This window comes from Burkholderia humptydooensis, assembly GCF_001513745.1.
In the GTDB taxonomy this organism is placed as follows: domain Bacteria; phylum Pseudomonadota; class Gammaproteobacteria; order Burkholderiales; family Burkholderiaceae; genus Burkholderia; species Burkholderia humptydooensis.
The window spans coordinates 797,417-823,649 of record NZ_CP013380.1; the positions used below are offsets into that span (position 1 = coordinate 797,417).

Consider the following 26,233-nt stretch of genomic DNA (forward strand, 5'->3'; position numbering starts at 1 on the left):
GCCGAAAAAAGGGTGCGGGCCCGGCGGCCGCGTCAGTGCTCGACGGCCGCGGGCGCGAAGCCCATCTTACCCCGATCGCCGCCGACCCGCTCGATGTGCGGATGCGCCCACGAACCGGTGATCGCGTAGTCCACCGCGAACGCGTGCGCGAGCGTTTGCGACAGCGCGAGATTCGCGGCGAGCACGCCGAGGCCGAGGAACGGATTGATGATCGCCGCGCCGATCGCGGCCGCGCTCGCGCTCACCTTCGGCGCGATGTGCGCGTTCAGCTCCTGCGTCTCGCGCGCGAGATCGACCGAGCCCGTCACCGTCACCTTCGCGGGCGAGGTCTTCATCTCGAAATCCTGCGTGCGCGCGATGCCGTTGTCGATTCGGCCCGTGCCCGTGATCGTCTCGAACGGCAGCCCCTTGCCGATCACGTCGCGGAAATCGAGCGTCAGGAAGCGCGCGAGGCCTTGCAGGCTCAGCACGCCGAGCAGCTTCGCCGCGCCCGGGTCGACCTTCAGGATCTGGCCGTGCGCGAGGTCGAGCGACAGGCGGCCGTTCAGCGTCGGATAGTCGATCGCGGTCGGGCCGCCGCGCCACGCGACCTTGCCCGACAGCGTGCCGCGCCCGCTCTCGACCGTGCGCGGCAGGCCGACGCGATCGAGCAGGGCGCCCGCGTCGCCGATCGCGAGCGTGAAGTCGAATACCGTGCGGCGCGGCGCGTCGTCCTCCTCGGCGCCGCGCGCGAGCGCGCGCCGCGACGTGCGCCAGTTCGCGGTCGCGGTGAGCTTCGCGGCCGGGTTCGCGAGCTCGAGCTTGTCGAGCTGCCAGACGGGGATGCCGTTCTCGTCGATGTTGCGCGCGTCGACCTCGAGCCGGCCGATGTCGTGGCCGCGCGCGACCACCTGGTCGACGACGAGATCGATCGCCGGCATCGCATGGTGGGTGGGCGTCGGCAGATCGATCGCGCGGCCGACGAGATCGTGCTCGGCGCTCTCGGGAATCACGAGCCTCGCGAGCCGCGCGCTCAGCACGCCCGCGCCCGTCGGGCCGCCGCCCGGCGCCCACGACAGGTAGCCCGACACCTGGTTCGACGCGATGTTCGCCTGCCAGAGGTCGTCGATGTGCGATGCGCCGACGATCACGTTCTCCCAGTTGCGCTTGAGCAGCTTCAGCGTGCCGAAGTGCAGCGCGAAGCGCTTCGGCGCGAAGCTCGCGAGATCGACGGGCGACGCGGCCGGCTTCTCGCGCGCGGTGGGCGACTTGCTGAAGCCCTGCGCGAACGTCTGCCACGCATCGGCGTCGAGTTCGTGCACGTCGATCGCCGCGCTCACGCCTTCCTGCGGCATGTCGGGCATCCGGTTCATGCCGATCGCGCCGCGCACCGCGCGCACCGGCTGCCCGCGCTCGACGTCGAGCAGGTAGGTCGCGGCGAGCGGGCCGAGCGTCAGGTCCGCGCGCTCGAGCGGCTTGCCGCTCGCCTGCGGCTCGGGCGCGAGCACGAAGCTGAACGGCATCGGCGTGCCGGCCGGCTTCGCGAACGGCGCGGGGAAGTCGAGCGCGACGCCCGTGAGGTCCGAGCTCGCGGTGATGTCGGGCAGGCCGCCCTTCGCGCCGCGCACGGCGAGCCGGTACGGCGCGTCGCCGACGACGCGCTCGAGCGCGGCGGCCGCCGCGCCGCGCAGGTTCAGCCCGCGCGCGGCGTCGAGCGACAGCCGGCCGTCGACGTCGAACGCGTAGCGGCCGTTCTCCGACAGCGCGCCGCGCGCGCGCACGTCGCCGCCGAGAAAGCGCGCGGTGAGCCGATCGACGCTCGCCGTGTGCTGCGTGAACCGCACGCTGCCGCGCAGCCGCGTGACGGGCGGCACGCCGTCGGCCTCGAGCGTGTTGCCGGCGAAGCCGAGCGCGCCGTCGACGCCGACGTGCGGATGCGGGACGTGCTGCGGGATGGTGAGCTTGAGCGCGAGCGTCGCCGGCCCCTGCGCGCGCACGAGGTTGCCGATGTGGCCCGTCATCCCGGCGACCGCGCTGTGGTTCGCGTAGTCGAGCAGGTCGGCGAGCGGGCCGTGCGCGCGGCCCTCGATCACGAGCGGCGAATGCGTCGGGTTGCCGAGATCGTCGATGCGCCCCGCCACCTTCGTGAGCGCGACGCCCTTGTAGCGCGCGCGGTCGATGTCGAAGCGCAGCCGGTTCTGCTCGAGCTCGAACACGCCGTCGATGCCGTCGAGCGCGGGCCACACGTTTGGCGTGCCGTTCGCGAGCGTGCGCGGCGGCTGCGGCGTCGGCTCGAACGTGCCGCCCGCGAAGGGCGCGACGATGTGGAACACGCCCGCCTTCGGATCATGCTCGTAGGGGAACGTCTCGAGCGGGCCCTTCGCGACGATCGTCGCGCCTTTCTTCACCTGGCCCGCCTGCAGCGCGTGGCCGAGATAGAGGCGCAGGTGATCGGACAGGCTCGTCGGCAGGTAGCGGGGGATTCGCGCGACGGCCGCGCGCGCGAAGTCGGCCTTCAGGTCGAGCGAGCCGCGGCCGTGGCCGGGGTTCGCGTAGCTGCCCGCAACCGCGATCGCCGCGTCGGCGTTCTCGACGTAGAACTCGGGCACCGCGACGTCGACGCGCGCGTGCCGCTCGCCGGGCGCGGGCGTGACGGTCCAGTTCGCGCGGCCGCGCAGCTTGTCGAACGCGAGGCGCGGCTCGTCGAACACGCCGGGCACGGTGACGGCCGCGTCGACCGTGTCGAAGCGCGCCGCGCCGCCTTTTTCGTCCGCATCGACGTGGCCCCACAGATTCTCGACGCCCGGAATCCCCGCGCGCGGGTGGCCGTGCGGCGAGAGCCCGGGCGGCGGCTCCTGCGCCTCGAAGCTGATCCCCTGCAGGTCGCCCTGGAAGCGGTAGCGGATGATGGGCGCGGTGCCGCTTTCGCGCTCTTCGTCGACGAACTCGGGGCTCGCCGGCTTCGCGCGCTCGACCTCGATCGCGTAGTTCGCGACGAGCCCGCGCGGATCGAAGCGCACGAGCTCGTTGCGCAGCCGCGCCGGCAGCGGCAGCCCGCGGATGAATTCGGCGAGGATGCCGAGATCGACGCGGTCGCCGGATACGCTCAGCAACTGGCCTTCGTCGACGTTCGGCACGCGGTAGCGCGCGGTGAGCGTGTGCAGCGCGAGCGCGCGAGAGAGCGGCGTGCCGTCCGCGAGCGGCGGCTGACCGAGCTCCGCGTGCAGCCGCGACAGATGCAGCGTGTAGTCGCGCTTCGGATCGATCGCGAGGTCCCAGCCGAAGCGCGCGACCGGGATGTCGAGCCGCGGCTGCGTCGGGCGCACGCGCAGCGCGACGTCGTAGCCGCGCAGCTCGCCGCCCGCGCGGTACAGATGGCCGTCGCCGAAATGCGCCCAGATCGCGTTGTCGATCCGGCCCGCGTAGGCGGTGAGGCGGATGTTCGCGTAGTGCGCGAGCGTCGGCAGGTCGACGGGCCCCGTCGACAGATACGCGTCGCCCGTCCAGTTGGACGGCTTGCCGATCGGCGCGAGCGCCTTGTGGACGAAGCGCGCGCGGAAGTCGAGCGGGCCGTGGAACAGCGTGCCGTTCGCGGGCGCCTGCAGCGCGATCCGGTGCACGATCCCGTCGTTGAGCACCGCGATCCGGATGCCTTTCAACGCGAGCTCGGGCGCGTCGTGCTGCGCGTCGCGCCAGCGCAGCGTGCCGCCGCGCAGCACGATCGCCTCCTGCTTGAGCAGCCATGCGCTGAACGTGTCGTCGGCGCCCGTTTTCGTCGTCGGCACCGCGACGCCCGCGACGAACAGCGCCCCGTCCGCATGGCGCTCGGTCAGCAGATCGGGATCGTCGACGACGAGACTCGACAGCGTCGGCGCGAGGCGCGCGAGCGAGCGCCACGACAGCGCGGCCGTCGCATGGGGAACCGACAGCGCGACGCGGCCGTCGCGGCCGCGGATCGTCAGGTCGCTGATGTCGACGCCCGGCTGCATGCCCGACCAGTGCGGCGCGAGCCGGCCGATCCGCAGTTCGGCGTGGAGCTTTTGCGACACGAACGCCTCGATGCGCGGGCGGTACTCGTCGATGCGGGGCAGCAGCAGGTAGCGCAGCCCGAGGAAGGCGGCGGCCGCGACAAAGTACGCGGCGATCGCGATCGCCAGCACGCCCTTGAACACGCGACGCAGGACCGGGTGATGGTGCTGCGGAGGTCCGGCTTCGGTCGTTGCGGCGGAATCCTGACGGTCGGACATGCGGCGAAGGGGCGGCGATATGGTAGTTTTGCGGACTGACGTTCAAATGTATCACACGGGTCCCCGCCGACGGCTTTCGCGACGCCGTCCGTGCGGGCCGTCCGGCCGCGCGCCGGCTCCGCGCGCTGCCTGCGCGGCAGCCCGCGGCCTTTCACCGCGCAACGCGCGCTCGACGATGACCGACGCCCCCGATCTGCTGTCCCTGTCCTATTCGCACTATCTCGCGCGCGCGGCCGCGGCGCGGCCGGCGCTCGCCGAGCGCATCGCCGCGTGGGCGGCCGCGCCCGTCACGCGCGCGGCGCTCGATGCGCGCCTCGACGAACTGCTCGCCGAAGGCGGCCGTCCGCCGTCCGAGGGCGCGCTGAAAAAGGCGCTGCGGCGACTGCGCGGCGAGGCGTTCGGCGCGGTCGCCGAGCGCGACCTGGCGGGGCGCGCGGACGTCGCCGAAGTCACCGGCACGATGACCGACCTCGCCGAGGCGGCGATCCAGCGCGCGCTCGCGCTGCTCGCGGCGGACCTCGAGGCGCAGTACGGCGAGCCGCGCGGCCCGTCGGGCGAGCGGCTCGCGCTCGGCGTGGTCGGCATGGGCAAGCTCGGCGGCCGCGAGCTGAACGTGTCGTCGGACATCGATCTGATCTTCGTCTACGAGGACGACGGCGAGACGGCGGGCGGCGCCCGCGCGCCGATTTCCGTGCACGAGTTCTTCACGCGGCTCGGCCGGCGCCTGATCGGCGTGCTGTCCGAGGCGACGGCCGACGGCTACGTGTTCCGCGTCGACATGCGGCTGCGCCCGAACGGCGATGCCGGCCCGCTCGTCTGCAGCCTCGGGATGCTCGAGGAGTATTTCTACGTGCAGGGGCGCGAATGGGAGCGCTACGCATGGATCAAGGGCCGGCTCGTGACCGAGCGGGCGAGCGCCGCCGCGCACCGCCTCGCGCAGCAGCTCGACACGATCGTCAAGCCGTTCGTCTACCGGCGCTATCTCGATTTCGGCGTGATCGGCGCGATCCGCTCGCTGCACGAGCAGATTCGCCAGGAGGCGCGGCGGCGCGCGACGATGCGGCCCGACAAGGCCGACGACATCAAGCTCGGCCGCGGCGGAATCCGCGAGATCGAGTTCAGCGCGCAGGTGTTCCAGTTGATTCGCGGCGGGCAGGACGCGGGCTTCAGGGTGCGGCCGACGCTCGCGGTGCTGAGCCACGCGAGCGCGAGCGGGCTGATCGCCGACGAGGTGCGCGCGGGGCTGACGGACGCGTATCTGTTCCTGCGCACGCTCGAGCACCGGCTGCAATACCGCAACGACGCGCAGACGCACGCGATGCCGGTCGACCCGGCCGAGCGCGCGGCGCTCGCCGCGTCGCTCGGTTTCGCCGATTACGCGGCGCTGATCGCGGCGCTCGACCGGCACCGCGCGTTCGTCGAGGCGCAGTTCGACCAGGTGTTCGCCGACAAGGCGGAGCGCGGCGAGCGCCGCGCGGACGACCACGCGCCGGGCTGCGTCTGGAGCGGCGCGCTCGCCGACGACGGCGCCGACGACGCGCTCGTCGCGCGCCTGGCGGCGCTCGGCTTCGCCGATCCGGCGGTCGTGCTCGCGCGGCTGCAGGCGGTGCGGCGCTCGTCGCGCTACGCCGGGCTGCCGGAATCGAGCCGCGTGCGGTTCGACCGGGTCGCGCAGCGCGCGCTCGAGGCGGCGCCCGGCATCGACGCCGCGCATCGCGACGAGACCGTCGTGCGCTGCTTCGACCTGCTCGAGACGGTCGGCCGGCGCGGCGCGTATCTCGCGCTCCTGACCGAGTACCCGGCCGCGCTGCGGCGCGTGCTGTCGGTGCTCGGCGCGACGCGCTGGGGCGGCGGCTACCTGATTCGCCACCCGCAACTGCTCGACGAACTGCTCGACGACGAGGCGATCGACAGCCCGTTCGACTGGCCGGCGTTCAAGGACGCGCTGCGCAGGCGGCTCGCGGCCGCCGACGGCGCCGAGCATCAGATGGACCTGCTGCGCCACGCGCATCAGGCCGAGGTGTTCCGGATCCTGCTGCTCGATCTGGCCGGCAGGCTGTCGGTCGAGCACGTGAGCGACCGCCTGTCGGAGCTCGCCGACGCGATGCTCGACGTGACGATCGAAGTCGTCTGGTCGCAGCTCGCGAAGCGCCATCGCGACACGCCGTGCTTCGCGGCGATCGCGTACGGCAAGCTGGGCGGCAAGGAGCTCGGCTACGCGTCCGATCTCGATCTGATCTTCCTGTACGACGATCCGGACGAGCGCGCGGCCGACGTCTACACGACGTTCGCGCGCCGTCTGATCACGTGGCTCACGACCGCGACGGGCGCGGGCACGCTGTTCGACATCGACCTGCGGCTGCGGCCGAACGGCGAGGCGGGCCTGCTCGTCACCGATCTCGACGCGTTCCGCCGCTACCAGTTGCGCGAGGGCGACGCGGCGAACACCGCGTGGGTGTGGGAGCACCAGGCGCTCACGCGCGCGCGCTACAGCGCGGGCGACGCGCGGATCGGCGCGGCGTTCGAGGCGATCCGCGTGCAGGTGCTGACGATGCCGCGCGATGCGGCGGTGCTCGCGAAGGAGATTGTCGAGATGCGCGGCAAGGTGCTCGCCGGGCATCCGAACACGGCCGGGCTGTTCGACCTGAAGCACGACCGCGGCGGGATGGTCGACATCGAGTTCGTCGTCCAGTACTGGGTGCTGCTGCACGCGGCGCAGCATCCGGAGATGATCCGCAACACCGGCAACATCGCGCTGCTGCGCGAGGTGTCGCGCTTCGGGCTGATGAGCGGGGAGGAGGCGGAGACGGTCGGCGCCGCGTACCGGACCTACCGGAAGCTCCAGCACCGGCTGCGCCTCGACGGGATGGAAAAGGCGCGCGTCGAGCCCGGGCGGGTCGCGGCCGAGCGGCAGGCCGTGGCCGCGCTGTGGGCGCGCGTGTTCGGCGCGTAGCGGGAAGCGGCGGGAGCCGAAGCAGGGACCGCAGCAGGAACCGCGCGGAGTCGATCCGTTGCGTCCGGCGAGCGCGCGCCGCGTCACGCGGTCAGCATTTCCTTCGCGTGCTTGCGCGTCGTCGCGGTGATCTCGAGGCCGCCCAGCATCCGCGCGACTTCCTCGATCCGGCTCGCGCGATCGAGCGGCACGACCGTCGACACGGTGCCGCCTTCGCCGTCCTCGCCCTTCGCGACCTGGAAGTGATGATCGCCGCGCGCGGCGACCTGCGGCAGATGCGTGACGCACAGCACCTGCCGCATCTGCCCGAGCTGATGCAGCAGCCGCCCCACCACCTCGGCCACGCCGCCGCCGATGCCCGTGTCGACTTCGTCGAAGATGAGCGTCGGCGTCGGGCTCGCCGCGCTCGCGATCACCGCGAGCGCCAGGCTGATCCGCGCGAGCTCGCCGCCCGACGCGACCTTCGCGAGCGGCCGCAGCGGCACGCCCGCATGGCCCGCGACGCGGAACTCGATCTGCTCGAGCCCGTGCGCGCCGCCGTCGGCGAGCGGCACGAGCGCGACTTCGAAGCTGCCGCCCGCCATCGACAATTCCTGCATGCCTGTCGTCACCGCCGCGCCGAGCGCCTTCGCGGCCTGCGCGCGCGCCTTCGACAGCTTCCGCGCGTCGGCGAGATACGCTTGCCTCGCATGGTCGGCGATCGCCTGCAGCGCGCTCAGGTCGGCGGCGGCGTCGAGCTCGGCGAGCTGCGCGCGGCGCGCCTCGTGCTCGTCGTGCAGCGTTTCGGGCGGCAGCCGGAACTTGCGCGCGGTCGAATGCAGCGCGTCGAGCCGCGTCTCGACCTGCGCGAGCCGGTCCGGATCGAGGTCGAGCCGCTGCGCGTAGTGCGACAGCGAGTACGACGCCTCCTGCAACTGGATCTCGGCCGGCTCGAGCGACGCGAGCGCGTCGTTGAGCGCGGGGTCGTATTCGGCGAGGCTCCTCAACTTCGACACGATCGCGCCCAACTGCGTGAGCATCGCGTCGTCGGATTCGGAGATCGCGCCGAGCGCGCCCTGCACGCCGTCGATCAGGTTCGCCGAATGCGTGAGCCGCCTGTGCTCGGCGCCGATCTCGTCCCATTCGCCCGGCTGCGGCGCGAGCTTGTCGAGCTCGGCGAGCTGCCACGCGAGCTTTTCGCGTTCGAGCTGGCGCTCGCGCTCGTGCGCCTGCGCGGCCTCGATCGCGTGCGTCGCGTCGCGCCATGCGCGATGGCCGCGCGCGACGGCGGCCGCGTCGGCCGCGAGCCCCGCGTGCGTGTCGAACAGCTCGCGCTGCGCGTCCGCGCGCATCAGCAGTTGGTGCGCGTGCTGGCCGTGGATGTCGACGAGCATCTCGCCCACTTCGCGCAGTTGCGCGAGCGTCGCGCTCGTGCCGTTGATGAAGGCGCGCGAGCGGCCGCTCGCATCGACGACGCGCCGCAGCATCACCGTGTCGTCGGCGTCGAACGCGTGCTCGTCGAGCCAGCGCGCGACGCGGTCGTGCGGCGTGAATTCGGCGCTGATGTCGGCCCGGCTGCTGCCGGTGCGCACGACGCTCGCGTCGGCGCGCTCGCCGAGCGCGAGCGCGAGCGCATCGATCAGGATCGATTTGCCGGCGCCCGTTTCGCCTGAGAAAACGGTGAAACCGCTGTCGAATTCGAGATCGAGCGCGGCGACGATGACGAAATCGCGGATCGAGAGGTGGCGGAGCATGGGTGTCGGTCGGAAGGGGGCGTCAGGGCTTATGCGTCGTCGTCTTCTTCGCTCGACGGGTGTTCGTTCCAGTGCAGCTTCTTGCGCAGCGTCGCGTAATAGCTGTAGCCGACCGGGTGCAGGAACGGCACCGTGTGCTTCGAGCGGCGCACCTCGATCGTGTCGTTCAGCTCGAGCGCGGTGAACGACTGCATGTCGAAGTTCACGTTGACGTCGCGCCCGCCGATGATCTGGATCGCGATCTTCGAATCATCCGGCAGCACGATCGGCCGGTTCGACAGCGCGTGCGGCGCGATCGGCACGAGCACGATGCCTTGCAACTGCGGGTGCAGGATCGGCCCCTGCGAGGACAGCGCGTACGCGGTCGAGCCCGTCGGCGTCGCGACGATGAGGCCGTCCGAGCGCTGGTTGTACATGAAGCGGCCGTCGACCGACACGCGCAGCTCGGCCATCCCGGAGAAGCCGCTGCGGTTCACGACGACGTCGTTGAACGCGAGCGCGTGGTAGATCGGCTCGCCGTTGCGCACGATCCGCGCCTCCAGCAGCGTGCGCTCCTCGCGCTCGTAGCTGCCCGCGAGCATCATCGGCACGACTTCCCGCATGTCGGATGCCGGGATGTCGGTGATGAAGCCGAGCCGGCCGTGGTTGATGCCGATGAGCGGCGTCCTGTACGGCGCGAGCTGGCGGCCGATGCCGAGCATCGTGCCGTCGCCGCCCAGCACGACCGCGACGTCGGCGCGCGCGCCGATCTCCGCGGGCGTGAGCGCGGGATAGCCGGCGCTGCCGATCGCCTGCGCGGTATCCGCCTCGAACACGACTTCGAAGCCGCGCTTCGCGATGCACGCGGCGAGCGATGCGAGCGGCTCGGCGATGCCGGGCGTGTTGCTGCGCCCGACGAGCGCGACGGTATGGAATTGGTGGCCGATTTTCATGCCGGCATTACACCATAGCTCGATGACGAAAAGAACCGCCCGCCGGCGGCCGGCCGGCAAAACAGGCGCGGGGCGGCGCGGCGCGCAAGCGGCGCTCGCGGGGGCCGCCCGGTTGCGCTAAAATTTTCCATCATGTTAGATCCACGCGCACGAACCCTCCTCAAGACGCTGATCGAGCGGTATATCGCCGACGGTCAGCCGGTCGGGTCGCGCACGTTGTCCCGTTATTCCGGGCTCGAGCTGAGCCCGGCGACGATCCGCAACGTGATGTCCGACCTGGAGGAGCTCGGCCTCGTGTCGAGCCCCCACACGTCGGCGGGGCGGGTGCCGACGCCGCGCGGCTATCGCCTGTTCGTCGACACGATGCTGACCGTCGAGTCGCCGATCGATTCCGACGCCGTCACGCGGCTCGTGCAGACCACGCTGCAGGCGGGCGAGCCGCAGCAGAAGGTCGTCGCGGCCGCGGCGAGCGTGCTGTCGAACCTGTCGCAGTTCGCGGGCGTCGTGCTGACGCCGCGCCGCAGCCACGTGTTCAAGCAGATCGAGTTCCTGCGCCTGTCCGACAAGCGAATCCTCCTCATCATCGTGACGCCCGAAGGCGACGTGCAGAACCGCATGATCGCGACGCAGCGCGACTACTCGCCCGCGCAGCTCACCGAGGCGTCGAACTACATCAACGCGCACTTCGCCGGCCTGTCGTTCGACGAGGTGCGCCGCCGGCTGCGCGAGGAAATCGACCAACTGCGCGGCGACATGACGGCGCTGATGCACGCGGCCGTCACGGCGAGCACCGAGGAGCCCGACGACGAGGAGACCGTGCTGATCTCCGGCGAGCGCAACCTGCTCGAAGTGGCGGATCTGTCGTCCGACATGGCGCGCCTGCGCAAGCTGTTCGACGTGTTCGACCAGAAGACGAGCCTGCTGCAACTGCTCGACGTGTCGAGCCACGCGCAAGGCGTGCAGATCTTCATCGGCGGCGAATCGACGCTCGTGCCGATCGACGAGATGAGCGTCGTGACCGCGCCGTACGAGGTCAACGGCCAGATCGTCGGCACGCTCGGCGTGATTGGCCCGACGCGGATGGCGTACAACCGCGTGATTCCGATCGTCGACATCACCGCGCGCCTCCTGTCGTTGACGCTCAGTCAGCAGTAACCGGTTCCGTCCGCCTTTCATCGCCGTTTCTTCATACTTTTCTTCACGCTTTTGCGGCGTCGGACGCCGTTTTTTCCCGCTCGAATCCGTCATCGGCATCGTGCCGCTCCACCGGGCGCCGCGCAATCGGCCGGACGGCCGACTGGTGGCGCCGGGCCGCCCCGCTATAATGAGTGACGTTCGATTCGGTGCCCCGGCACGCTCTTTCCATGCGTTTTGACCTCGAACCGCCGTCGCACGCGTCGGCCGCCCACCGCGTCGCCGTGCTGCTCGTCAATCTCGGCACGCCCGACGAGCCGACGCCGCGCGCGGTGCGCCGCTATCTTGCGCAGTTCCTGTCCGACCCGCGCGTCGTCGAGATCCCGCAGTTCGTCTGGCAGTTGATCCTGCGCACGCTGATCCTGCCGCTGCGCAGCCGCGCGTCCGCGAAGAAGTACGCGGCCGTCTGGCTGCCCGAGGGCTCGCCGCTGCGCGTCCATACGGAGCGCCAGGTCGAGAGCGTGAAGCCGCTGTTCGCGGCGAACGGCTACCGGGTGATCGTCGACTACGCGATGCGCTACGGCACGCCGAGCATCGCCGACATGCTCGCGCAACTGAAGCGCGCGGGCGCCGAGCGCGTGCTGCTGCTGCCGATGTACCCGCAATATTCGTCGTCGACCACGGCCACCGCGTTCGATGCGGCGTTCGCCGCGCTCGGCCGGATGCGCAACCAGCCGGAGGTGCGCACGGTGCGCCACTACGCGGATCACCCGGCCTATGTCCACGCGCTCGCCGAGCAGGTCCGCCAGTATTGGGCGGCGCACGGCCGGCCGGCATTCGAGTCGGGCGACAAGCTCGTGCTGAGCTTTCACGGCGTGCCGAAGCGCACGCTCGATCTCGGCGATCCTTACCACGATCAATGCCAGCAGACGGCCGCGCTCTTGATGTCCGCGCTCGGCCTGACGACGTTCGAGTGCCGGGTCACGTTCCAGTCGCGCTTCGGCAAGGCCGAGTGGCTGCAGCCTTATACGGCGCCGACCCTCAAGGAGCTCGGCACGGCGGGCGTGCGGCGCGCGGACGTGTTCTGCCCCGGCTTCACCGCCGACTGCCTCGAGACGATCGAGGAGATCGGAATCGAGGGGCGCGACGAGTTCCTGCACGGCGGCGGCAAGGAGTTCCACCGGATTCCGTGCCTGAACGCGTCGCCCGCGTGGATCGCGGCGCTCGGCGAGATCGCCGCCGAAAACCTGCAAGGCTGGCCGGTGCGCGTCGCGACGGCGCCGGAAGCCGTGACCTGATTGCCATGAATTTCAAGATTTCGACTGCACCCGGCGCGCGGCTGCGCATCGACAAGTGGCTCTGGGCCGCGCGCTTTTTCAAGACCCGCTCGCTCGCGGCCGACGCCGTCGAGAAAGGGCGGGTGAAGATCGGCGGCGCGGCCGTCAAGCCGGCGAAGGAAGTGCGCGTCGGCGACCGGGTCGACGTGACGATCGAGCATGTCGTCTGGGAAGTCGACGTGCTCGGCGTGTGCGACGTGCGCGGGCCGGCGAGCGTCGCGCAGACGCTCTACGCGGAGACGGAAGCGGGGCGGGCGAAGCGCGTTGCCGAGCTCGAGCGGCGCCGGCATTTCCGGGAGCCGTCGGCCGAACTGCACGGGCGGCCGACGAAGCGGGACCGCCGGATCATCGACAGATTTTCGAATGGGGGCTGAACAGTTGATCGAACGTCGCGCGAGCGCCGCCGTATTCCGTCGTGCGTTCGGTGACGGCGCCAGATAGGCAGATGGTTGTCGTGCCGGCGATGAGTACCAGCGCGACTGCCGAAATAGCGAAGGTCAGTTTCACGGTACTCCCCCTCGAGAAGACGGGTGAAAGGGCCTTGGGTCCGGTGTCGGGCGCTGTCGGGGCAGGGTATACGCGGTTCCCGACGCGCTTGTCGCAAGTGTAGTTCAGTGGACTGTTGCGATCCAGCGAACGGTCGGTAAGGGTTGTTACAGGCCGTTTCGGCCCGAATCCGGGCTTGTCGCCCGCCGTGCACCGCATCGCGGCGCGACGCCGCCGGCAGGGGCGCGGCGGCGCCGGAATCCCCTCTTGAAATCACTGCCCGAGGCCCCATTTGCACCGATATTGTGCGGCGCCGGCCGTTTGCGCGAACAGGCGCGAAACCGGCTGCCGTTTTGGCTTTAACCTCTAAATCGACTTTCTAGCGATATGGAAAACACGCAAGAGAACCCGACTGACCAAACGACTGAGGAAACCGGTCGCGAGGCGCAGGCCGCGGAAAACGCGGCGCCGGCTGCCGAAGCCGCGCTCGCCGAGGCTCAAGCCAAGATCGCCGAGCTGCAGGAGAGCTTCCTGCGCGCGAAGGCGGAAACCGAGAACGTGCGCCGCCGCGCGCAGGAAGACGTCGCGAAGGCGCACAAGTTCGCGATCGAGAATTTCGCCGAACACCTGCTGCCCGTGCTCGACAGCCTAGAGGCGGCGGTGGGCGACACGTCCGGCGATCTCGCGAAGGTCCGCGAGGGCGTCGAGCTGACGCTGCGCCAATTGACGAGCGCGCTCGAGAAGGGCCGCGTCGCGGCGCTCAATCCGGTCGGCGAGAAGTTCGATCCGCACCTGCACCAGGCGATCTCGATGGTGCCGGCCGACCAGGAGCCGAACACGGTCGTCGCCGTATTGCAGAAGGGCTACACGATCGCCGACCGCGTGCTGCGCCCGGCGCTTGTGACGGTCTCGCAGCCGAAGTAAGGGGCGGCGGCGATAGCGGGCACGGGCGTCGACGCGACCGCGTTCGCGGCGTTCGACATGCAGGAGCTGGACGCCGCGAACCTCGACGCCGGGCTCGCGCTCGCGCGCCGCTGTGGACGAAGCGGGCCGCCCGGCCGATTGAAAAAATTTAATGGCCGCATCGCTTTCAGGGTCTTGAAAACGATGCGGCCGCACTCATTTCGAGTGCAGAGTCGAATCTGGCGCGGCCAGGCGGGCAGCCACCCGCCGATGCCGCAGCGAACAAGGATTTCTGGAGATTAGGAAAAAATGGGAAAGATCATCGGTATTGACCTCGGCACCACGAACTCGTGCGTTGCGATCATGGAAGGCAACCAGGTCAAGGTCATCGAGAACTCGGAAGGCGCACGCACGACGCCGTCGATCATCGCGTACATGGACGACAACGAAGTGCTCGTCGGCGCGCCTGCCAAGCGTCAATCGGTGACGAACCCGAAGAACACGCTCTTCGCGGTCAAGCGCCTGATCGGCCGCCGCTTCGAAGAGAAGGAAGTGCAGAAGGACATCGGCCTGATGCCGTACTCGATCATCAAGGCGGATAACGGCGACGCATGGGTCCAAGCGCACGGCGAGAAGCTCGCGCCGCCGCAAGTGTCGGCCGAAGTGCTGCGCAAGATGAAGAAAACCGCTGAGGATTACCTCGGCGAGCCGGTCACGGAAGCCGTGATCACGGTGCCGGCGTACTTCAACGACAGCCAGCGCCAGGCGACGAAGGACGCGGGCCGCATCGCCGGCCTCGAAGTCAAGCGGATCATCAACGAGCCGACGGCCGCCGCGCTCGCGTTCGGCCTCGACAAGGCCGAGAAGGGCGACCGCAAGATCGCCGTGTATGACCTCGGCGGCGGCACGTTCGACGTGTCGATCATCGAGATCGCGGATGTCGACGGCGAGATGCAGTTCGAAGTGCTGTCGACGAACGGCGACACGTTCCTCGGCGGCGAGGACTTCGACCAGCGCATCATCGATTACATCATCGGCGAGTTCAAGAAGGAGCAGGGCGTCGACCTCTCGAAGGACGTGCTCGCGCTGCAGCGCCTGAAGGAAGCCGCCGAAAAGGCGAAGATCGAGCTTTCGTCGAGCCAGCAGACCGAAATCAACCTGCCGTACATCACGGCCGACGCGTCGGGCCCGAAGCACCTGAACCTGAAGGTCACGCGCGCGAAGCTCGAGGCGCTCGTCGAGGAGCTCGTCGAGCGCACGATCGAGCCGTGCCGCATCGCGATCAAGGACGCGGGCGTCAAGGTGTCGGACATCGACGACGTGATTCTCGTCGGCGGCCAGACGCGCATGCCGAAGGTCCAGGAGAAGGTGAAGGAGTTCTTCGGCAAGGAGCCGCGCCGCGACGTGAACCCGGACGAAGCCGTCGCCGTCGGCGCGGCGATCCAGGGCCAGGTGCTCTCGGGCGACCGCAAGGACGTGCTGCTGCTCGACGTGACCCCGCTGTCGCTCGGCATCGAGACGCTGGGCGGCGTGATGACGAAGATGATCAACAAGAACACGACGATCCCGACGAAGCACTCGCAGGTGTATTCGACTGCGGACGACAACCAGGGCGCCGTGACGATCAAGGTGTTCCAGGGCGAACGCGAGATGGCGGCGGGCAACAAGCTGCTCGGCGAGTTCAACCTCGAAGGCATCCCGCCCGCGCCGCGCGGCGTGCCGCAGATCGAAGTGACCTTCGACATCGACGCGAACGGCATCCTGCACGTCGGCGCGAAGGACAAGGCGACCGGCAAGGAAAACAAGATCACGATCAAGGCGAACTCGGGCCTGTCCGAAGCCGAGATCGAGAAGATGGTGAAGGACGCGGAAGCGAACGCGGCGGAAGACCACAAGCTGCGCGAGCTCGCCGAATCCCGCAACCAGGGCGACGCGCTCGTGCACAGCACGAAGAAGGCGCTCACCGAGTACGGCGACAAGCTGGAGGCGGGCGAGAAGGAGAAGATCGAAGCGGCGCTCAAGGAACTCGAGGACGTGCTGAAGAACGCGTCGAGCGACAAGGCGGCGATCGACGCGAAGATCGAAGCGGTCGCGACGTCGTCGCAGAAGCTCGGCGAGAAGATGTACGCCGACATGCAGGCGCAGCAGGCAGGCGCCGCGGGCGCGGCCGGTGCGGCAGCAGACGGCGCGGCGCAGGGCGGCGCGCAGACGGTGGACGACGTCGTCGACGCCGACTTCAAGGAAGTGAAGAAGGACTGAAGCCGGGTCGCGGTCGACCGCGCCGGGCACCCCCGATCGGGGTGCGCGGCGCGGTTTTTCCGGGTCCGTTTCTTCACTGCCGAATTGGCGGATCATACTTGCGCCTGGCGGGCCTCGCGGCTCTCCGGGCACATTTGTTTTATGGCGAGCGCCGCGCCGGCCGGCTTCTGCGGGCCGGCGGGCGCGGCGCTCAACCAGTCGCAAGACTTAATGGAAGCGAGAGGAGCCGTTGCGCGCGCTTCGCGCGGCGGCATTGAAACGATATGGCGAAACGGGATTACTACGAGGTTCTGGGCGTCGCGAAGAACGCGAGCGACGACGAAATCAAGAAGGCATATCGCAAGCTCGCGATGAAGTACCACCCCGACCGCAATCCGGACAGCAAGAATGCGGAAGAGCATTTCAAGGAAGCGAAGGAAGCCTATGAAATGCTGTCGGATAGCCAGAAGCGTGCGGCTTACGACCAGTACGGCCACGCGGGCGTCGATCCGAACATGGGGGCGGCCGGCGCGCAAGGCTTCGGCGGCTTCGCCGATGCGTTCGGCGACATCTTCGGCGACATTTTCGGCCAGGCGGCGGCGGGCGGCGGCCGCGGGCGCGGCGGCCCGCAGGTGTATCGCGGCGCGGACCTGCGCTACAGCATGGAGATCACGCTCGAGCAGGCGGCGCACGGCTACGACACGCAGATCCGCGTGCCGAGCTGGGCGTCGTGCGGCGTCTGTCACGGCTCGGGCGCGAAGCCGGGCACGAAGCCGGAAACCTGCCCGACCTGTCACGGCCAGGGCACGGTGCGGATGTCCCAGGGCTTCTTCAGCATCCAGCAGACCTGCCCGAAGTGCCACGGCACCGGCACCTACATCCCGGAGCCGTGCGCGCACTGCCATGGCTCGGGCAAGGTGAAGGAAACCAAGACGCTCGAAGTGAAGATTCCGGCGGGCATCGACGACGGCATGCGAATCCGCTCGGCCGGCAACGGCGAGCCGGGCATCAACGGCGGGCCGTCCGGCGACCTGTACGTCGAGATCCACATCAAGCCGCACCCGGTGTTCGAGCGCGACGGCGACGATCTGCACTGCCAGATGCCGATTCCGTTCACGACGGCCGCGCTGGGCGGCGAGATCGAAGTGCCGACGCTCGCCGGCCGCGCATCGTTCACGGTGGCGGAAGGCACGCAGTCGGGCAAGACGTTCCGTTTGCGCGGTAAGGGCGTCAAGGGGCTGCGCTCGAGCATCGCAGGCGATCTGTACGTGCACGTGCAGGTCGAGACGCCCGTGAAGCTCACCGAGCAGCAGCGCGATTTGCTCAAGCAGTTCGAGAAATCGCTCGCGGAAGGCGGCCCGCGTCACAGCCCGCAGAGCAAGAGCTGGTTCGACCGGGTGAAGAGCTTCTTCGAGTGACGCAACGGCGGCAGCGCGCAGGTGATGCAGGATGACTGACGAAACGGGCGCGGTTTTCGCGCTCTTCGACGATTGCGACTCGACCGCGGCGGCGCGGTCGAGTCGTTTGTATTTGGGCTTCTCGCACGAGCGCGTCTGCGCCGGCCCAGCCGGGCTCGACGCGGTGTGCGCGGCCGTCGCGGACGATGCGCGGCGCGGGCTGCATGCGGTCGTGCTCGGCGATTACGAATTCGGGCGCGACTTGCAGCTCGGCACGCACGGCGGCGGCGGCGCGCTGCGTTTTCTGCTGTTCTCCGAATGCGCGAAGCTGTCGCGCGACGAAGTCGACGCGTGGCTCGCTGCGCGCGACGGCGGCCTGGCCGAGCCGTCGCCGGCGGGCGTCGCGCACGTGACGAAGAGCATCGCGCGCGATGCGTTCGACGCGGCGATCGCCGCCGTGCACGACGCGCTGCGCGCGGGCGATTCGTATCAGATCAACTACACGTACCGGCTGCACTTCGACGCGTTCGGCGCGCCGCTCGCGCTGTACCGTCGCCTGCGCGCGCGCCAGCCGGTGCGCTACGGCGCGCTGATCGCGCTGCCGGGCGACGCGTGGGTCGTGTCGTGTTCGCCCGAGCTGTTCGTCGAGAAGTCGGGCGCGCTGCTGCGCGCCCGGCCGATGAAGGGCACCGCGCCTCGCTCGGACGATCCGCGCGAGGACGCGGCCGCCGCCCGGTTTCTCGCGAACGATGCGAAGAACCGCGCCGAGAACGTGATGATCGTCGATCTGCTGCGCAACGACCTCGCGCGCATCGCGCGCACCGGCTCGGTGACGGTGCCGGCGCTGTTCTCGGTCGAGCCGTATGCGTCGGTGTGGCAGATGACGTCGACAGTCGAGGCGGGCATCGTCGAAGGCGCGACGTTCGCCGACGTGCTGCGCGCGCTCTTCCCGTGCGGCTCGATCACGGGCGCGCCGAAGCACAGGACGATGCAATTGATCGACGCGATCGAGACGACGCCGCGCGGGCTCTACACAGGCGCGATCGGCTGGCTCGATGCGCGTTCGGACGGCGGCGCGGACGACGCCCGCGCGGGCGAAGCCGCATCGGATCATGCGCCGGAGCACGCATCGAAGCGCGTCCGCACGGTGAGCGCGGGCCCGGCCAACGCGTGCGGCGACTTCCGCCTGTCGGTCGCGATTCGCACGCTGACGCTCGGCGCGCCCTCGGCCGACGGCGACAGGCGGGGCACGATGGGCGTCGGCGCGGGGATCGTGCTCGACAGCGTCGCCGCCGACGAATACGCGGAGTGTGAATTGAAGGCACGTTTCCTGACCGATGCCGATCCCGGCTTCCAGTTGTTCGAGACGATGCACGCGACGCGCACCGCCGGCGTGCGTCATCTCGATCGCCATTTTGCGCGGTTGCGTTCGAGCGCCGACGCGCTCGGCTTCGCGTTCGACGAGCCGGCCGCGAAGCTGCGCATCGACGCGCGCTGCGCGCAGCTCGCCGACGGCGAGCATCGCCTTCGCGTCGCGCTTGCGAAGGACGGCGCGCTCGAAATCGCAGCCGCGCCGCTCGCGCCGCTCGCGGGCGATGCGCTTGCCGTGCTGCTCGCGCCCGAGCACGGTTTCGCGCCGATGCGCTCGGGCGATTTCCTGCTCGCGCACAAGACGACGCGCCGCGCCGATTACGATCGCGCGTGGAAGGACGCGCAGGCGCGCGGCGCGTTCGACATGCTGTTCTTCAACGAGCGCGGCGAATTGACGGAAGGCGGGCGCACGAACGTGTTCGTGAAGCTGGACGGGCGCTGGTTCACGCCGCCGCTGTCGTCGGGCGTGCTGCCGGGCGTGATGCGCGGTGCGCTGCTCGACGATCCGGCATGGCAGGCGTCCGAGCGCGTGATGACGCTCGGCGACGTGCTGCGCGCCGACGCGCTGATGCTGACGAACGCGCTGCGCGGCGCAGTGCCCGCCCGGCTCGTGCGGGCGGGCGAAGCGGCGGCGGGGCGATAGGCGCGCCCGCCACGAACGGACACACGCACCTCTCGCGTCACGACGTCGAGACCTGAAAAAAAGCGGCATCCGCATACGCCGGATGCCGCTTTTTTTCGAACTTCGCGACGGGCAGCGGACTTCGCATGCGACCGAAGCCGCCGCCCGGAATCGGCTGGCCGCGCGCTCAGAACGAATGCTCGGGCCCGGGGAAGCTGCCGTCCTTCACCGCGCGCACGTAAGCCTCGACGGCCGCGAAGATGCTCGGCTGCCCCTGCATGAAATCCTTGACGAAGCGCGGCCGCTTGCCGGGGAACACGCCGAGCATGTCGTGCAGCACGAGCACCTGGCCCGAGCATTCGATGCCCGCGCCGATGCCGATCGTCGGGATCGACAGCTCGCGCGTGACCTCGGCCGCGACGAGCGTCGGCACCGCCTCGAGCACGATGAGTTGCGCGCCGGCGTCATCGGCCGCGCGCGCATCGCGCAGCAATTGCGCGGCGCTCGCTTCCGTCTTGCCCTGCACCTTGAAGCCGCCGAACGCGTGCACCGACTGCGGCGTGAGGCCGACGTGCGCGCACACGGGCACCGCTCGTTCGACGAGGAAGCGCACCGTTTCGGCGAGCCATTCGCCACCTTCGAGCTTGACCATCTGCGCGCCCGCGCGCATCAGCTTCACCGCGCTTGCGAACGCATCGGCGGGCGTGCCGTAGGTGCCGAACGGCAGGTCCGCGACGACGAGCGCGCGCGGCTGCGCACGCGCGACGCATGCGGTGTGGTACGCGATTTCATCGAGCGTGACGGGCAGCGTCGTCGTCTGGCCCTGCAGCACGTTGCCGAGCGAATCGCCGATCAGCAGCACGTCGACGTCCGCGCGATCGAGGAGGGCGGCGAAGCTCGCGTCGTAGCAGGTGAGCATCGCGATCTTCTCGCCGGCTTCACGCATCGCCTGCAGCTTGGGTACCGTCACGGCCGGTCGGCTGGATTCCTGAAGGTAGGTCATGGGAGGTCCGATTCGATGGTGAGGAAAAGGGCGGCGTCGCGATCGGCGACGCCGCGCGCGTTCGTCAGCGCGCGCTGCCGCCCTTGACGAAGAATTCCTTGCGCCCGCGCATCGAGGCGATGCGCTCGACGAGCAGCGCAAGATCGTCGGGGGAGTCGAGCGGGTTCAGGTGCTCGGCTGCGACCGTCAGCACGGGCGTGCGGTCGTAGTGATAGAAGAATTCGTTGTAGGCGTCGCAGAGCGAGCGCAGGTACGCGTCGCCGATCTGCAGCTCCATCGCCTCGCCGCGCTTCTGGATTCGCGAAAACAGCACTTCGGGGCTTGCCTGCAGATAGACGACGAGGTCGGGCGCGGGCGTCGGCGCGTCGAGATGCGCGGCGAGCGAGCGGTACAACTGCCATTCGTCGTCGGGCAGCGTGAGCCGCGCGAAGATTTCGTTCTTCTGCGGCATGAAATCCGCAACGATCGGGGTGTTCGCTTCGCAAGCCGCGGCAATCTCGCGCGCCTGGCGTTCGCGCTGCAGCGCGAATGCGAGCTGCGTCGGCAGCGCGTAGCGCGCGGTGTCGCGATAGAAGCGCTCGAGAAACGGGTTGTCCTGCGGGCGCTCGAGGAGCGCCCGCATCGACCAGCGTTCGGCGAGCAGCGTCGCGAGCGTCGTCTTGCCGACGCCGATCGGCCCTTCGATGGCGAGGTAGCGGCACGGCGGCCGCCAGTCGGGGGCGGTGACGGTAAGCGGTGTCGAGTTCATCGGCAGCGGTTCTTTTCGGCGGCGGCCCGCATCGCGAGGCACTGGCAGGCCTGGACCCTCTCGATACGCTGGTGCGCGACGTCGGCGAGGAATCCGTCGGCGCGGCCGCGCGCGGGGATGGCGAGCGCCGGCTCGATCTCGACGAGCGGCACGAGCGCGAACGCGCGTTCGGTCAGGCGCGGATGCGGGACGACGAGGTCGGGTTCGTCGATCGTCTGTTCACCGTAGAGCAGGATGTCGATGTCGAGCGTGCGCGGCGCGTTCCGGTACGGCCGCTCGCGGCCGAAGTGGTGCTCGATCTTCTGGCAGAGCGCGAGCAGCGCGCGCGCGGCGAGCGTCGTGTCGATCTTCACGGCGCAGTTGTAGTAGTCGCCGCCGCCCGCGTCGACGGGCGCCGTGCGATACAGGCTCGACTTGCCGAGCACCGTAATGGCGTGCTGCTGGGCGAGGCAGACCACGGCGTCCTTCAAGGCCTGGCGCGCGTCGCCGAGATTGGCCCCCAGCCCGAGATAAGCAACCGTCATGGCTTTCCTTCCTGCGTCGTTCGACGGCGCGAGCGCGTCAGTCGTTCGCGTCGGACTCGCCGTGCGCGGCGCCTTCCGTGCTCTCGGCGCTGTCGGCCGTCCGGCGGCTGCGTCCGCTGCGGCGGCGCCGCTTGCGGGGCGACTTGTCCCGACTGCCGCCCTGCGTGAGGAGGGCCTCGCGCGCCGCGGCGTCGCCGTCGATGAAATCCGTCCACCACTGTCCGGCGGCCGGATCGAGCTCGCCGGATTCGCAGCGTAACAGGAGGAAATCATACCCCGCTCTGAATCTTTGGTGTTCCAGCAGGCGCAGCGCGCTGCGGCCGGAGCGTTTCTCGAGGCGCAACTGCAATCCCCAGATCTCGCGCATGTCGGCCGAATAGCGCTTGTGGATCGCGAGCTTCTCGGTCTGCATGTCGATCACGTCGTCCATCGCGCGATTGATCGCGGGGACCGGGTACTCGCCGTTCGCGACGTACTGCTCGAAGCGCTGGCGCATGTCGTGCCAGAGGAGCGTCGCGAACAGGAAGCCGGGCGACACCGGCTTGCCCGCGCGCACGCGCGCGTCGGTGTTGTTCAGCGCGAGCGTGACGAACTTCTCGCCCTGCGGCTGCTCGAGCACGACGTCGAGGAGCGGCAGCAGCCCGTGGTGCAGCCCCTGCCTGCGTAGCTGCTTCAGGCACGCGAGCGCGTGGCCCGACAGCAGGAGCTTGAGCATCTCGTCGAACAGGCGCGCGGCCGGCACGTTGTTGATCAGATCGGCGAGCTCCTTGATCGGCTCGCGCGTCTTCTCCTCGATGTCGAAGCCGAGCTTCGCCGCGAAGCGCACGACGCGCAGCATCCGCACCGGGTCCTCGCGGTAGCGCGTCGCCGGATCGCCGATCATCCGCAACAGGCGCGCGCGCATGTCGGCCATCCCGTCGTGGTAATCGAGCACGGTCTGCGACGCCGGGTCGTAGTACATCGCGTTGATCGTGAAGTCGCGGCGCGCCGCGTCCTCGTGCTGCTCGCCCCATACGTTGTCGCGCAGCACGCGCCCGCTCGCGTCGACCGCGTGCGTGCGGCGGTCGAGCTCGTCGCGCTTCAGGCGCTTCGCGGGCGCGGCGTCGGCGGGCGGCTCCTGCGGCGCGTCGACGAGCGCGCGGAACGTCGACACTTCGATCAGCTCCTGGCCGAACTGCACGTGGACGATCTGGAAGCGCCGGCCGATCAGCCGCGCGCGGCGGAACAGGCGCTGGACCTCGGTCGGCGTCGCGTCGGTCGCGACGTCGAAGTCCTTCGGCGCGATGCCGAGCAACAGGTCGCGCACCGCGCCGCCGACGATGAACGCGCGAAAGCCGGCTTGCTGCAGCGTATCGGTGACGCGGATCGCGTTTTTCGAGATGAGTGCGGGATCGATCCCGTGCACGTTGGCGTGCACGATGGCCGGCTCGCCGTTGCGGGCCTTCTTCGCGGCGCCGCGCGCGGATTTCGCGCGGCTCGGCGCGGGGGGCGCGGCGGGCTCGGCCTCGAGCGGGGCGGCCGGGTCTTGCGGCGCGTCTTGCGTCGTACGGGCGTCCTGCCCGAGCAGCTTGCGGATGAGTTTTTTAATCACGACGGTTGGAAGAGGTCGAGGATGCGCCAGCCGTGGTCGCGTGCGTATGCGCGCAGCGTGTCGTCGGGATTGGTCGCGATCGGGTCGGTGACTTTTTCGAGGAGCGGAATGTCGTTGTGCGAATCGCTGTAGAAGTAGCTGCGGTCGAAGTCGTCCCAGCGCTTGCCGAGCGACGCGAGCCACGCCTGCGTGCGCGTGATCTTGCCTTCGCGGTAGCTCGGCGTGCCCGTCGGGCGGCCGGTGAACGCGGAGTCCGGATGGCCGTCGACGGTTTCCACTTCGCATGCGATCAGCGTGTCGACGCCGAACGCGGTCGCGATCGGACGCGTGATGAATTCGTTCGTCGCGGTGACGATGCAGCAGAGGTCGCCCGCGTCCTGATGCCGGCGCACGAGCTCGATCGCGGCGGGCAGCATCGCCGGCCGGATCACCTCGTGCATGTACTGGTCGTGCCACTGCGCGAGCTGCGCGCGCGAATACTTCGCGAGCGGCGTGAGCATCGCGCTCAGGTACGCGTGGATGTCGAGCTTGCCGGCCTTGTAGTCGGCGTAGAAGCGGTCGTTCTGACGCGAGAAGCTGTCCGCGTCGACGATGCCGAGCCGGACCATGAAGCGGCCCCACTCGTGGTCGCTGTCGGTCGGGATCAGCGTGTGGTCCAGGTCGAAAAGTGCCAAATTAGTCATGGATGCGCATTTTACTTGAAGCTACTTGAACCGGCCCGGCGCGGGCTCGTCGCGCTCCGGCGCGGCGAGCATCGCGCGCAGCAGCGGCAGCGTCACCGCGCGCTTCTGCTCGAGCGAGAAGCGGTCGAGCGCGTCGAGGAGCGCCATCAGGCTCGGCATGTCGCGGCGGAAATGGGTGAGGAGGTACGACGGCACGTCGTCGGCGAGCGCGATGCCGCGCTCCTTCGCCGCGTGCTTGAGCACGGCCACCTTGCCTTCGTCGGTGAGCGGCGTGAGATGGAACACGAGCCCCCAGCCGAGGCGGGTGCGCAGGTCCTCGCGAACGTCGAGCGCGAGCGGCGCGGCGGGGCCCGCCGCGACGAGCGCCGTCATCGGATGTGCGCGCACTTCGTTGAACAGGTTGAAGAGCGCGATCTGCTGCGCGTCGTTGAGCGCGTCGCAATCGTCGACCGCGTACAGCGACACGCGCGGATCGAACGCGAGCGCGTCGAGCCCGCCTTGCGGGCTCACGTAGCGCGCGTGGCCGTACGTCGTGTCGTGCACGAGCGCCTGCAGCAGGTGACTGCGGCCGCTGCCCGCTTCGCCCCACACGTAGAACGTGCGGTCGGCCACGGGGCCCGCCGCGAGCGCAAGATCGAGCTCGCGCAGGCGCGTGACGAGTTCGGCGTTCGTGCCCGAGTAGAAGTTGTCGAACGTCGCGGGCGGCGGGGTGCCGAGGTCGAGCGTCAGTTGACGGGATACAGTCACGGTGCGAATCAGGTCCGGTGTTGCGTGCCCGAAGGGCGGCGGCGCGGCGGTGTCGTCGGCATGCGGCCGGCTTTGTGGCCGGCTTCGTGGCCGGGCGCGCCGCCTGCGGCGGCCGCGGCGGACCGGCGCACGCCAGCGCGCAACGGGCGCGTGGCGCGCGGGCGGCTGGCGCAGAGCCGGCGGCTGCGCGGCTGCTCGAACAGCGAAAACAGTGACGATTGCGGCATGACGCGGGGCAAGATGCTTTCCCTGAGGAATCGGTGCGGGGGAATTCCGGCCGCCCGGCCGGCTTCGGGTAAAATTGCATTTTACCGACCTTCTCGCATTCCCCCATGAATCCTCCGAAATCCGCTCCCGACGCCCAGGGCCTGTCCTACCGTGACGCGGGCGTCGACATCGACGCGGGCGACGCGCTCGTCGACAAGATCAAGCCCTTTGCGAAGAAAACGCTGCGCGACGGCGTGCTCGGCGGCATCGGCGGGTTCGGCGCGCTGTTCGAAGTGCCGAAGAAGTATCGCGAGCCCGTGCTCGTGTCGGGCACGGACGGGGTCGGCACGAAGCTCAGGCTCGCATTTCATCTGAACAAACACGACACGGTCGGCCAGGATCTCGTCGCGATGAGCGTGAACGACATCCTCGTGCAGGGCGCCGAGCCGCTGTTCTTCCTCGACTACTTCGCGTGCGGCAAGCTCGACGTCGAGACGGCCGCGACCGTCGTCAAGGGCATCGCGCAGGGCTGCGAGCTGGCGGGCTGCGCGCTGATCGGCGGCGAGACGGCCGAGATGCCGGGCATGTACCCGGACGGCGAATACGATCTGGCCGGCTTCGCGGTCGGCGCGGTCGAGAAGAGCAAGATCATCGACGGCGGCACGATCGCCGAGGGCGACGTCGTGCTGGGCCTCGCGTCGAGCGGCATCCATTCGAACGGCTTCTCGCTCGTGCGCAAGATCATCGAGCGCGCGAATCCGGATCTGTCGGCCGATTTCCACGGCCGCCCGCTCGCCGACGCGCTGATGGCGCCGACGCGCATCTACGTGAAGCCGCTCCTCGCGCTGATGGAGAAGATCGCGGTGAAGGGGATGGCGCACATCACGGGCGGCGGCCTCGTCGAGAACATTCCGCGCGTGCTGCGCGACGGCCTCACTGCCGAGCTCGACAAGCACGCATGGCCGCTGCCGCCGCTCTTCCAGTGGCTGCAGCAGCACGGCGGCGTGGCGGATGCGGAGATGCACCGCGTGTTCAACTGCGGGATCGGGATGGCCGTGATCGTGTCGGCCGCCGATGCTGACGAAGCGCTTCGCCAGTTGACCGATGCGGGCGAGCAGGTGTGGAAGATCGGCGCCGTGCGCGCGAGCCGCGAAGGCGAGGCGCAGACGGTCGTGGTCTGACGCGCCGCGCCGTCGAGATGATCTCGAAAGCCGCCCGGAATCGATCCGGGCGGCTTTTTTTCGGGTGCGCCCGGCAGGGCGCACTCACTGGGAGGTGAAAGTCCTCTACTCGCCCGGCAAGGGGAAGAGTTAGCCGAAGGCAAGGGTTTCCCGGGTGACTGGGAGTCTGAAGGAAGCTGGGAGGCAAAGCGCTGGCCTGACGAACAGGAAGCGGATA

General features: G+C 69.6%; 19 protein-coding genes and 1 pseudogene. 10 read left to right on the forward strand and 10 right to left on the reverse strand.

Annotated elements, in window-relative coordinates; translation table 11 throughout:
• Positions 1 to 32: 32 nt before the first annotated feature.
• Complete coding sequence (locus AQ610_RS03725) at positions 33 to 4,226, reverse strand: YhdP family protein (RefSeq protein WP_006025357.1); 4,194 nt, start codon at positions 4,224 to 4,226, stop codon at positions 33 to 35.
• Positions 4,227 to 4,401: 175 nt separating this feature from the next.
• On the opposite strand from AQ610_RS03725, the gene glnE reads away from it, so the two are divergent.
• A complete protein-coding gene (glnE, locus tag AQ610_RS03730) occupies positions 4,402 to 7,179 on the forward strand; it encodes a bifunctional [glutamate--ammonia ligase]-adenylyl-L-tyrosine phosphorylase/[glutamate--ammonia-ligase] adenylyltransferase (protein WP_006025358.1) in 2,778 nt (925 codons plus the stop codon).
• A gap of 83 nt (positions 7,180 to 7,262) precedes the next feature.
• Here the strand turns inward: glnE and recN are convergent, their stop codons facing one another.
• Positions 7,263 to 8,912, reverse strand: a complete 1,650-nt coding sequence (gene recN, locus AQ610_RS03735) for a DNA repair protein RecN (RefSeq protein ID WP_006025359.1) — start codon at positions 8,910 to 8,912, stop codon at positions 7,263 to 7,265.
• 29 nt (positions 8,913 to 8,941) lie between these two features.
• Positions 8,942 to 9,844: an NAD kinase gene (locus AQ610_RS03740; protein ID WP_006025360.1), complete on the reverse strand. Its 903-nt coding sequence runs from the start codon at positions 9,842 to 9,844 to the stop codon at positions 8,942 to 8,944.
• Between the two features lie 132 nt (positions 9,845 to 9,976).
• On the opposite strand from AQ610_RS03740, the gene hrcA reads away from it, so the two are divergent.
• From hrcA to AQ610_RS03755, 3 genes are all read left to right on the forward strand, one after another.
• Complete coding sequence (gene hrcA, locus AQ610_RS03745) at positions 9,977 to 10,999, forward strand: heat-inducible transcriptional repressor HrcA (RefSeq protein ID WP_009913496.1); 1,023 nt, start codon at positions 9,977 to 9,979, stop codon at positions 10,997 to 10,999.
• A gap of 209 nt (positions 11,000 to 11,208) precedes the next feature.
• The gene (hemH, locus tag AQ610_RS03750; protein WP_006025362.1) at positions 11,209 to 12,276 is read left to right on the forward strand and encodes a ferrochelatase; all 1,068 of its coding nucleotides are present in this window, start codon (positions 11,209 to 11,211) and stop codon (positions 12,274 to 12,276) included.
• A gap of 5 nt (positions 12,277 to 12,281) precedes the next feature.
• On the forward strand, positions 12,282 to 12,689 hold the full coding sequence (locus tag AQ610_RS03755; protein ID WP_006025363.1) for an Hsp15 family ribosome-associated heat shock protein: 408 nt from the start codon (positions 12,282 to 12,284) through the stop codon (positions 12,687 to 12,689).
• On the opposite strand, the gene AQ610_RS36735 is transcribed toward AQ610_RS03755, so the two are convergent.
• Positions 12,661 to 12,822, reverse strand: coding sequence for a hypothetical protein (locus AQ610_RS36735; protein ID WP_009913495.1), 162 nt, complete (start codon positions 12,820 to 12,822; stop codon positions 12,661 to 12,663). The two genes, AQ610_RS03755 and AQ610_RS36735, sit on opposite strands and share 29 nt — an antisense overlap.
• Positions 12,823 to 13,188: 366 nt before the next feature.
• Here AQ610_RS36735 and grpE point away from each other — a divergent pair, with 366 nt between their 5' ends.
• The 5 genes and pseudogenes from grpE to AQ610_RS03775 all read left to right on the forward strand — a co-directional run bounded on the left by grpE (position 13,189) and on the right by AQ610_RS03775 (position 19,353).
• Complete coding sequence (grpE, locus tag AQ610_RS03760; RefSeq protein ID WP_006025364.1) at positions 13,189 to 13,725, forward strand: nucleotide exchange factor GrpE; 537 nt, start codon at positions 13,189 to 13,191, stop codon at positions 13,723 to 13,725.
• A 12-nt stretch (positions 13,726 to 13,737) separates the two neighbouring features.
• Positions 13,738 to 13,830 (forward strand): annotated as a pseudogene (locus AQ610_RS32570) (thioredoxin family protein); the annotation flags it as partial.
• 183 nt (positions 13,831 to 14,013) lie between these two features.
• Positions 14,014 to 15,963, forward strand: coding sequence for a molecular chaperone DnaK (dnaK, locus tag AQ610_RS03765; protein WP_009913494.1), 1,950 nt, complete (start codon positions 14,014 to 14,016; stop codon positions 15,961 to 15,963).
• Positions 15,964 to 16,226: 263 nt separating this feature from the next.
• On the forward strand, positions 16,227 to 17,360 hold the full coding sequence (gene dnaJ / locus AQ610_RS03770; protein WP_006025367.1) for a molecular chaperone DnaJ: 1,134 nt from the start codon (positions 16,227 to 16,229) through the stop codon (positions 17,358 to 17,360).
• Between the two features lie 31 nt (positions 17,361 to 17,391).
• Positions 17,392 to 19,353, forward strand: coding sequence for a chorismate-binding protein (locus tag AQ610_RS03775; protein WP_009913491.1), 1,962 nt, complete (start codon positions 17,392 to 17,394; stop codon positions 19,351 to 19,353).
• 166 nt (positions 19,354 to 19,519) lie between these two features.
• Here AQ610_RS03775 and panB read toward each other — a convergent pair whose 3' ends face one another.
• The 6 genes from panB to hda form a co-directional block, all read right to left on the reverse strand.
• On the reverse strand, positions 19,520 to 20,335 hold the full coding sequence (panB, locus tag AQ610_RS03780; RefSeq protein WP_006025369.1) for a 3-methyl-2-oxobutanoate hydroxymethyltransferase: 816 nt from the start codon (positions 20,333 to 20,335) through the stop codon (positions 19,520 to 19,522).
• Between the two features lie 64 nt (positions 20,336 to 20,399).
• Positions 20,400 to 21,083 (reverse strand): deoxynucleoside kinase, encoded by a 684-nt coding sequence (locus AQ610_RS03785; protein ID WP_006025370.1) that lies wholly within the window; start codon positions 21,081 to 21,083, stop codon positions 20,400 to 20,402.
• Positions 21,080 to 21,607, reverse strand: a complete 528-nt coding sequence (folK, locus tag AQ610_RS03790; protein ID WP_006025371.1) for a 2-amino-4-hydroxy-6-hydroxymethyldihydropteridine diphosphokinase — start codon at positions 21,605 to 21,607, stop codon at positions 21,080 to 21,082. Before folK ends, AQ610_RS03785 begins: the two co-directional genes overlap by 4 nt.
• 37 nt (positions 21,608 to 21,644) lie before the next feature.
• On the reverse strand, positions 21,645 to 23,198 hold the full coding sequence (gene pcnB / locus AQ610_RS03795) for a polynucleotide adenylyltransferase PcnB (protein ID WP_006025372.1): 1,554 nt from the start codon (positions 23,196 to 23,198) through the stop codon (positions 21,645 to 21,647).
• The gene (locus tag AQ610_RS03800) at positions 23,195 to 23,881 is read right to left on the reverse strand and encodes a histidinol-phosphatase (protein WP_006025373.1); all 687 of its coding nucleotides are present in this window, start codon (positions 23,879 to 23,881) and stop codon (positions 23,195 to 23,197) included. The genes pcnB and AQ610_RS03800 overlap by 4 nt, the downstream gene beginning before the upstream one ends.
• A 21-nt stretch (positions 23,882 to 23,902) precedes the next feature.
• Entirely contained in the window at positions 23,903 to 24,628 is a 726-nt protein-coding gene (gene hda, locus AQ610_RS03805; RefSeq protein WP_006025374.1) for a DnaA regulatory inactivator Hda, read from the reverse strand.
• A 332-nt stretch (positions 24,629 to 24,960) separates the two neighbouring features.
• On the opposite strand from hda, the gene purM reads away from it, so the two are divergent.
• The gene (purM, locus tag AQ610_RS03815) at positions 24,961 to 26,016 is read left to right on the forward strand and encodes a phosphoribosylformylglycinamidine cyclo-ligase (protein WP_006025376.1); all 1,056 of its coding nucleotides are present in this window, start codon (positions 24,961 to 24,963) and stop codon (positions 26,014 to 26,016) included.
• The last annotated feature ends 217 nt before the right edge of the window (positions 26,017 to 26,233 follow it).